The sequence below is a fragment of the Candidatus Endomicrobiellum pyrsonymphae genome, assembly GCF_020328025.1.
Lineage (GTDB): Bacteria > Elusimicrobiota > Endomicrobiia > Endomicrobiales > Endomicrobiaceae > Endomicrobiellum > Endomicrobiellum pyrsonymphae.
Genome location: NZ_JAIXMZ010000037.1, coordinates 4,177 through 12,508, shown reverse-complemented (window position 1 = coordinate 12,508; position 8,332 = coordinate 4,177). Strand labels below are relative to the sequence as shown.

Here is an 8,332-nt window from a genome sequence, read left to right as displayed (position 1 = left end):
TTAATACTGTGGGGACAAACAATTCTAATTTTTTGCTTAAATCTCCGTTTTTTCTATAGGATAGCAAACACCTGCGGTCATTACGATGCCTATAGAAAAAACGGAGATTTAAGCAAAAAATTAGAATTGTTTGTCCCCACAGTATTAAACAGTCTAAACAGTAACAATAAGTGTTTTAATACAGACGCAAATAGTTTAGTTAAAGATATAAAAGCGGATTTGGTTTATATTGACCCGCCTTATAATTCAAGGCAGTATTGCGATTTATATCATCTTGTTGAAAATGTAGCAAAGTGGGATAAGTCTAAAATTTACGGCGTTGCTAAGAAAATGGAAAGAAATAATTTGAAAAGTGATTATTGCACTCAAAAGGCTCCTAAAGTTTTTGAAGATTTAATATCTAATATAGATGCAAAATATATTTTGCTGTCATACAACAATATGGCAAATAAAGGCAATGCGCGCTCAAATGCTAAAATAAGCGACGTCGATATAATGAAAGTGTTGACTAAAAAAGGGAAAGTTAAAATCTTTTCGCAGAAGTATAAGTCATTCACAGCCGGTAAATCTGATATTCAAGAAAATGAAGAGCGATTATTTTTGTGTGTTTGCGAAAGTTCAGAATATGGCAACTCTTTGGTTCAATCTCCTCTAAATTACACGGGTGGTAAATTTCAATTACTTCCTCAAATTTTGCCTCACTTTCCTACAAAAGTTGATACTTTTGTAGATTTGTTTTGCGGAGGGGCAAATGTCGGAGTTAATGTAAATCATAATAAAGTTATATTGAACGATAAAGAACAATACATTCGTTATCTTTTTAGCACATTTAGGAATTTAGATAAAGAAACTCTGTTTGATATGATTTACGGAATTATTGATAAGTATAAATTGTCTTTGTCAAGCAAGTATGGATACAAAAAATATAATTGCAACAGCTGCGACGGATTAGGAGTATATAACAAAAATCAATTCATTAAAATGAGAAGAGATTTTAATAATTACAAAAGTAAAGACTATTATTATTATTATGCTTTGTTGCATGTTTTGATTGTATATTCTTTTAATAATCAAATAAGATTTAATACAAAAGGAGAATTTAATTTACCAGTAGGGAAAAGAGATTTTAACACACAAATGTTTAATAAGTTAAATTCTTTTGTTGATAGATTGAAAAACAATAATTTTATATTTACTAGTACGGATTTTAGAAAATTTGACACGAAAATTTTAACAAAAAATAGTTTTATTTATTGCGACCCGCCTTATCTCATTACTTGCGCTTCGTATAACGAACAAAACGGTTGGACGAATAAAGATGAAAAAGATTTGCTTAATTTTTTAGATTTCATTAATGCAAAAAAAGTAAAGTTTGCTCTATCAAATGTTCTAAGAAGCAAGGGGAAAGAAAATTCAGTTCTCATTGATTGGCTTAGTAAAAGAGAATATAAAATAATCCGACTGAATAAGTCTTACGCTAACTCTAATTATCACACTAAAGATAAAACCGGAAGCTCTGAAGAAGCGCTAATTGTAAATTATTAGGAGCATATTTATGTCTGTCAAACATATCGGATTCAAAAGTTATTGCTGGAGTATAGGTACGACAAGCTATAGGACAAAAGAATTTAATGCAAATATTGAAAGACAGCTCGCTCTTATTGAAGAATTCTGGAAATCAAGAAAAAATAAAGAATGGAATGCAATTACACAAGCCGCATATTATAAATTTATGCAAACTAATAAATTTGTTAAAAGAACAAAAGCAATGTTGATTCTTTCATCGTTGACATAATTTTATCAATGAAAAATTACAAGGAGGCCTTGAAACTTTTAATATCAAAAAAGACTGTAAATGAAGATTTGATTACTGTTATCGGTATGAACAGAAAAAGTCACACTTACGATAAACCGTATTATAAACTGTATAAATAGTTATTTGCTTTATGTTTTAAGGAGAAAAAGAACAATTTATTAAGTGTCTATAAGAGCATTGGCGGATTGCAGGGTAAATCAAAATCATTATGGAAAGATTTCTTATTTTCATCAACATCAATCAGAGTAATTAAAAATAATCCGAATAATGCGCTCAAAAAAATAAAATTGTTGAACTCAGCAACAGAAAAGGATTTTAAGATAGAATTTTTTAAGTTATTGCATTTGTTCAAGGTAAAAGCTAACTTGTCAGATTACTTAGACTTAAACAGAAGATATTTCAAACTTACAGATATAATCCTCTTTAAAGACAATATTGTTAAAATGGATATAATTCCTGAATATTTTTTCAAAGAGAATATAGATAGTATCTATAAGTTAGCATTTACCGACACTAAAGATTTGCAAGATAATATTTCCCTCCCTGAAATTTCTCAGTGCTTTGTATTTGATAATAAGAAGATACTATAAAATATCAATGCTTCGGCAGAAGAAAAATATAAAAATCTTGAAAAATTAAAAGAAAGCATTGATAGTAATAGATTAAATCATTTTAAACAGCTTATAAAAGAAAGACTTACAGATGAAGTGTTGATTAAACTATTAGAATTGTTTGAAAGCCGAAAGCGAGATGCGGAAATAAATGATTATGTTACAGATAATGCCGATGTTCCTATTATATTTGAATATGTGATTGGCATAATTTGGTATAAACTTAGTGAGCAGAACGGCGATATATTAAAGTACATGAACTTATCTCTTGATGCGGATTTACTGCCAAAGAGCCATGCAAATGGCGGAATGCCGGATATTGGATATTATTACGATAAAACAGATGCATATCCTGCCCATTCTATGTTGCTTGAAGCTACTCTGACTAATGATTTAAATCAAAAACGGACTGAAATGGAACCAGTATCAAGACATCTTGGTGAATACTTGTTAAAACATAAAAATGAAAGAGCATACTGTGTTTTCCTAACGAATTACTTGGATATTAATGTTATATCTGATTTTAGAGGCAGAAAAACGTACACATACTACTCTTCTGACGGCAAGAATTCTGTTGATGGTATGAAAATTATTCCATTACAGATGGAGGAATTAAAAACTATTATCTCTAAAAAATTCCTGTATAAAAATTTATATTCTGTTTTTGATAAAGCGTACAAATCAAACATAAAACCCAATGTTATGGTATAATGAAAATATAAAATATGCTCTATTGAGATTGGTACAAGTGAAAGAAGCGTAGCGGCGTTCTTCAAATTCAACATAATGATTATTATATGAGAGTTTTACATATGGCAAAAATAACAACTTACGATTTTATCGAATCCAATACAAGAAAAACCGTATGGCTGATGATTCTGTTTCCGATAAGTCTTGCCGCAATAGTTTATTTGGGTATTTTATTTGTAAGTCTTACTCAGGCTGTTAATATCTCAGATAGTGTTGCTCAACTGTCCATTTTGACAATAGCAAATCAAACGGCAATATATGTTTTGCCCGTAGTAACAGCCATAGCAATTCTATGGATTTTGATAAGTTATTATGCCGGACAGAATTTTATTTTGTCTATTGCAGGAGCTGTTAAACTTACAAAACAAAATGCCCCTGAGGTAGTAAATATTGTTGAAAATATAGCCATAACTGCGGGACTCCCTATACCAAGAGTTTACTCCGTAAATGATGAAGGATTAAATGCTTTTGCAACAGGAAGAGATCCTGAGCATTCTTGTATAGTTTTAACAAAAGGCATCATTAACAAATTGGAAGTACCTGAACTTGAAGGCGTTATAGCTCACGAAATTGCACATATAGGCAACAGAGATATAAGACTTATGCTTATAATGATTGTATGCATAAGCTTTGCAACTGTAGCTGCGGAAATGCTTTTACGCTTTGCATTAACTACAAGAACAAATAATTCTAAAAACAATAGAGCAGTTGGGATACAAGCTCTTTTATTTGTTTTAGCTGTATCTTTGTATATGTACGGATATTTAGTTGCGCCTCTCATAAAACTTGCGGTATCCCGTACAAGGGAATTTCAAGCTGATGCAACAGCGGCATTAATAACAAGAAACCCCAATGGTCTTATAAGCGCTTTAGAGAAAATTTCCGGAAACTCTATGGTAAAGAAACTCAGCGACAAACAAACAATGTCGCCTATGTGCATAGCAAATCCTTTAACTGCAAAGAAACAAAAATCTTTTTTTGCAAAAGTTTCAGGACTTTTTGCGACACATCCGCCTATTGAAGATAGAATAAAAGCATTGCAGACTATGGACGGGTACAGAAATTAGAATATATAGTTAAAAATGTTGAAGTTGCTAAAGAAAACGGAGTACATAGTTTTGATGGAATGTGGTCTTCAAGTCTTACTGATTTCACGAATAAAGGTAAACCAGATATAGAAGTGGTGGATTTAACCACTAGATTGCAGACATTAACTGATATCTTAGAGTGTACCACAAAACCAATTATTTTTGACGGTGATACCGGAGGCAAACTTGAGCATTTTGTCTTCACCGTGCGTACGTTGGAGAGAAACGGTATTTCGGCTGTTATTATTGAAGATAAAACCGGTTTAAAGAAGAATTCTCTATTTGGTACGGAGAGCAGGCAAGAGCTTGCGCCTGTACCGGATTTATGCGCATGCTTCGATCATCGTATCTCGCTATGCTAAATATTGAAAAAACCATTTTAAAATAATGAAAGATCGCTAGAGGCGGATAAATTTTGTATGCCAATAAAGCAAATATTGGAACTTATCTCGGGTGGGAAATAAATGATAGAATCTAGTTTTTTCTACAACAGGTATGATTTCGCGAGAATTATATGAACTACGCGATGAATACGAAGTGGATCATTCGTGTGATTTTTTGGCTGTTGGTTCAATGGGACACGCTTCGCCGCGCATAGCATTGTCTCTAGCTTTACAAAAGCCAGATAAACGCGTGACCGTTATAGACGGCGATGGCGTGCTTCTTATGCGCATGGGAACTGTCCCTACAATTGGAGTCAAAAAGCCTATAAATTTTACGCACATTGTTATGAACAACGCCACGCATGGATAGCGTTGACTGGCAACCTACAATCGCTCAAAGTATTAATCTTTGTGATGCAGCTCTTACCTGCGGATATAAGTATGTGCGTAAAGTAAAGTCAAAGACTGAGCTTTCAGATGTTCTTTCTGAGGAGAAATCATCTCCGTCTTTTATTGAGGTTTTTGTTAAAAAAGGCGCTAAATTGGTATCCCAAAAATAAGTCCAGTTGAAAATAAAATAGAATTAACGAAACAATTTAGGTAAAGTAAAGAAGAAACGTCTTGATGTTGAAACAATAAGTGATATTCCCTTGATAATAGAATAAAAGTGGCAAACATTGAAAAATGTATATCTATCAATGTTCCCTTATCGCTGCTCTTTGTTCGTCATGCTCGCTTTCGCGGGCGACTATGTTGCTTCTGTTTTGCCTGACACTATTATGAAAAAAAAGAAAGATAAAAAACGCCTTGATATTTTATTGTTTGAGAAAGGTCTTGCCGAAACTCGTACAAGAGCGCAGGCTTTTGTAATAGGGGGGAGTATCTTTGTAAACAATCAGGTTCAGTACAAACCGGGAACGTTAATTGATGAAGAAGATTTAGTTGAAGTAAAAAATACAAATCCATATGTTTCGCGCGGAGGATTAAAACTAGAATCTGCTTTAGTGGCTCTTGCCATTGATGTAAGCGGTTATATTTGTTTAGATATAGGAGCGTCGACGGGTGGTTTTACAGATTGTATGCTACAAAAAGGCGCTGTTAAAGTTTATGCTGTAGATGTGGGTTCGGGACAATTACATTATAAATTAAGGAATGATAAACGAGTCGTAAATATAGAAAATATTAATTTTAGATATTTTGATGGATCGTCATTAAAAGATAATATAGATTTTGCTACTATAGACGTTTCTTTTATATCCCTCGATAAAATTATGCCTGTGGCGTACAAAAATATTGTAGAGAACGGGTTTGTTTTAGCTATGATAAAACCACAGTTTGAACTTGAACCGTCTGAAATAAAAAAAGGTGTTGTAAGAGATGAAAAATTAAGGCAAAAAGCTATAAATAGAATCAAAAAAGTCGCTTTAAATTTGGGTTTTGAAATAATTTCCGAAGTAGATTCGGATCTCAGGGGATCAAAAGGTAATTTAGAGCATTTTTTATTATTAAAAAAATAACAATTATTTTGATATTGTTTTCTTTGTACAGCGATTTGTTTGTATTCTTAGCATTTTGCTATCATGATCATTGTAGTGATAACACCTCTAAAATTGGCAAAACCGTTGTAATAAATTCACCTTTTTACAAAAGGGGTGGCAGGCGAAGCCTGACGAGGTATTTACATAAGACATGTTTGATATATAATGTGATTTATTCAGGATGTCTAATGAAATACGGGGGACGATATGAATTATTGGATGAAATTAAGTATTGAATATGCAAACCAGAGGAATTATTTAGACGATTTATTTAAGGTGTATCCAACTGTTCCTGAAGGTATTCGAGACATCGACAATAACATTTGGAATGAAGTTGAAAAAGCATTTAAAAAGAAAGACAATATAAAGCTCCTAAAAAATCTTTTTGAGTTTGATTTGTTTCCAATCAAGGATTCGTATGTCGCTTATTTAAAAAGAGACATAAGCGCGTTAGAAAGAAATCCAGCAACTATTTCGCGTCTTTCAGGACGATTATATGAAATGGGTCTTAATAAAATTTATGAGCATTGTTCAGAGCCTAAAGAAACAAATAGACAGATTGGACCGCTTTTTAAGCGTTGGCTTAAGTCTAAGGTTTTAGGTGTTGAACTTTTAAAACTAGATAGATTTTTAAAGACTAAAGAGAATGCTGTTTTAGATGCAAGCGATGAAGAGATGAAATCTTTTGCAAAAGAAAAATTAAACTATAAACACGATAATGGATTAGATTTTGTTGCTTATTTCAACGGCAAGTATGTAATTGGCGAGGCGAAGTTCTTGATTGATTTTGGTGAGCATCAAAACGCGCAATTTAACGACGCTATTGCTACAATCAAAACAAAAAATGTAAATGCTGTTAAAATAGCAATCCTAGATGGTGTTTTATACATCAAAGATAATAATAAAATGCACATGAGCATTACAGGAAAACTAAAAGGGGGAAATATTATGAGTTCTCTTGTTTTGCGAGAGTTTTTATATCAATTATAAATTATGATTATCTATTACGATAACAAAAAACAAAAAGAAGAAATTCTTAAAAACACTCCAGAAGCAAAGCTGAAAATTATATTTGGTAGAGGTTCTCGAATGAGCTTATTTGCGCGGATAATATTTCTGCAATGAAAATTTTACTTAACGATTATTCAGGTAGAGTTGATTTAGTTTACATTGACCCGCCGTTTGCCATAAATGGAGGCTTTAGAATTGGTAATGAACGAACAAGTACAATAAGTAGTAGTAATGACGATGATGTCGCATATAGCGATACTATCGTAGGAGATGATTTCTTAGAGTTTTTAGGAGAGCGATTAATTTTTTAAGAGAATTATTATCTGAACGAGGTTCAATTTATCTTCATATTGATTGTAAAATAGGACATTATGTAAAGTTAATTATGGACGAAATTTTTGGACGAGATATGTTTAAGAATGATATTACTCGCATAAAATGTAATCCCAAAAATTTTAATCGTAAAGCGTTTGGAAACATTAAAGATTCAATACTTTTTTATTCTAAATCTAATTCTCTAATTTGGAATAATCCGCAAATTCCTTTTTCAGAGGATGATAAGATGAGATTGTTTAAGAAAATTGATTCTGATGGGCGAAGATACACAACGGTTCCATTACATGCTCCTGGCGAAACTATTAAAGGGAATACGAATAAAACTTGGAAAGGAATTAAACCGCCAAAAGGACGGCATTGGAGAACTGACCCTGATAATCTCGAAGAGTTTGATAAACAGGGACTCATTGAATGGTCTGAAAACTGTATTCCTAGAAAAAAAATATTTCTTGACAACAAAGACGGCAAAAAAATGCAAGACATTTGGGAATTTAAAGATCCTCAATATCCTCAATATCCAACTGAAAAAAGTTTAGATTTATTAAAATTTATTATCAAGGCTTCATCAAATGATGGCGGTTTGGTTTTTGATTGTTTTGCAGGTTCAGGCGCTACGCTTATTGCAGCGCAAGAACTTAATCGTAATTGGATTGGTATTGATAAATCGGAACAAGCTATTAAAATTGTCAGGAAGAAATTAGATAATTTACCGAATATCTTGTTTAATAAAGTTGAATATGAGTTTTTGAAACAAATTTAAATAGCAGACTTTAAAATAATTTCCGAAGCAGATTCGGAT

10 protein-coding genes and 2 pseudogenes are annotated in these 8,332 nt (G+C 32.2%); all 12 read left to right on the top strand.

The genetic code is table 11. The annotated features are described in order from the left end of the window. Nucleotides 1–1,545: Dam family site-specific DNA-(adenine-N6)-methyltransferase (locus tag LE180_RS04310; protein WP_374134236.1), on the top strand; the 1,545-nt coding region annotated here is incomplete at its 5' end. Between the two features lie 10 nt (nucleotides 1,546–1,555). Then, entirely contained in the window at nucleotides 1,556–1,795 is a 240-nt protein-coding gene (locus LE180_RS04305; RefSeq protein WP_374134235.1) for a hypothetical protein, read from the top strand. Nucleotides 1,796–1,803: 8 nt separating this feature from the next. Beyond that, nucleotides 1,804–1,935 (top strand): hypothetical protein, encoded by a 132-nt coding sequence (locus LE180_RS04300; protein WP_374134234.1) that lies wholly within the window; start codon nucleotides 1,804–1,806, stop codon nucleotides 1,933–1,935. 66 nt (nucleotides 1,936–2,001) lie between these two features. Beyond that, nucleotides 2,002–2,406, top strand: coding sequence for an AlwI family type II restriction endonuclease (locus tag LE180_RS04295; RefSeq protein ID WP_374134233.1), 405 nt, complete (start codon nucleotides 2,002–2,004; stop codon nucleotides 2,404–2,406). Between the two features lie 3 nt (nucleotides 2,407–2,409). Then, nucleotides 2,410–3,138, top strand: coding sequence for an AlwI family type II restriction endonuclease (locus tag LE180_RS04290; protein WP_374134237.1), 729 nt, complete (start codon nucleotides 2,410–2,412; stop codon nucleotides 3,136–3,138). A 101-nt stretch (nucleotides 3,139–3,239) separates the two neighbouring features. After that, nucleotides 3,240–4,244: a M48 family metallopeptidase gene (locus tag LE180_RS04285; RefSeq protein WP_374134232.1), complete on the top strand. Its 1,005-nt coding sequence runs from the start codon at nucleotides 3,240–3,242 to the stop codon at nucleotides 4,242–4,244. A 5-nt stretch (nucleotides 4,245–4,249) separates the two neighbouring features. Continuing rightward, nucleotides 4,250–4,594: pseudogene (locus LE180_RS04280) on the top strand (isocitrate lyase/phosphoenolpyruvate mutase family protein); the annotation flags it as partial. A 166-nt stretch (nucleotides 4,595–4,760) separates the two neighbouring features. Further along, the gene (locus LE180_RS04275) at nucleotides 4,761–5,018 is read left to right on the top strand and encodes a thiamine pyrophosphate-dependent enzyme (RefSeq protein ID WP_374134231.1); all 258 of its coding nucleotides are present in this window, start codon (nucleotides 4,761–4,763) and stop codon (nucleotides 5,016–5,018) included. Beyond that, nucleotides 5,011–5,208 (top strand): hypothetical protein, encoded by a 198-nt coding sequence (locus LE180_RS04270; protein ID WP_374134230.1) that lies wholly within the window; start codon nucleotides 5,011–5,013, stop codon nucleotides 5,206–5,208. The genes LE180_RS04275 and LE180_RS04270 overlap by 8 nt, the downstream gene beginning before the upstream one ends. A gap of 219 nt (nucleotides 5,209–5,427) precedes the next feature. Continuing rightward, complete coding sequence (locus LE180_RS04265) at nucleotides 5,428–6,165, top strand: TlyA family RNA methyltransferase (RefSeq protein ID WP_374134229.1); 738 nt, start codon at nucleotides 5,428–5,430, stop codon at nucleotides 6,163–6,165. A 228-nt stretch (nucleotides 6,166–6,393) separates the two neighbouring features. Next, entirely contained in the window at nucleotides 6,394–7,176 is a 783-nt protein-coding gene (locus tag LE180_RS04260) for a restriction endonuclease (protein ID WP_374134228.1), read from the top strand. Between the two features lie 3 nt (nucleotides 7,177–7,179). Further along, a pseudogene (locus LE180_RS04255) lies at nucleotides 7,180–8,293 on the top strand (site-specific DNA-methyltransferase). The last annotated feature ends 39 nt before the right edge of the window (nucleotides 8,294–8,332 follow it).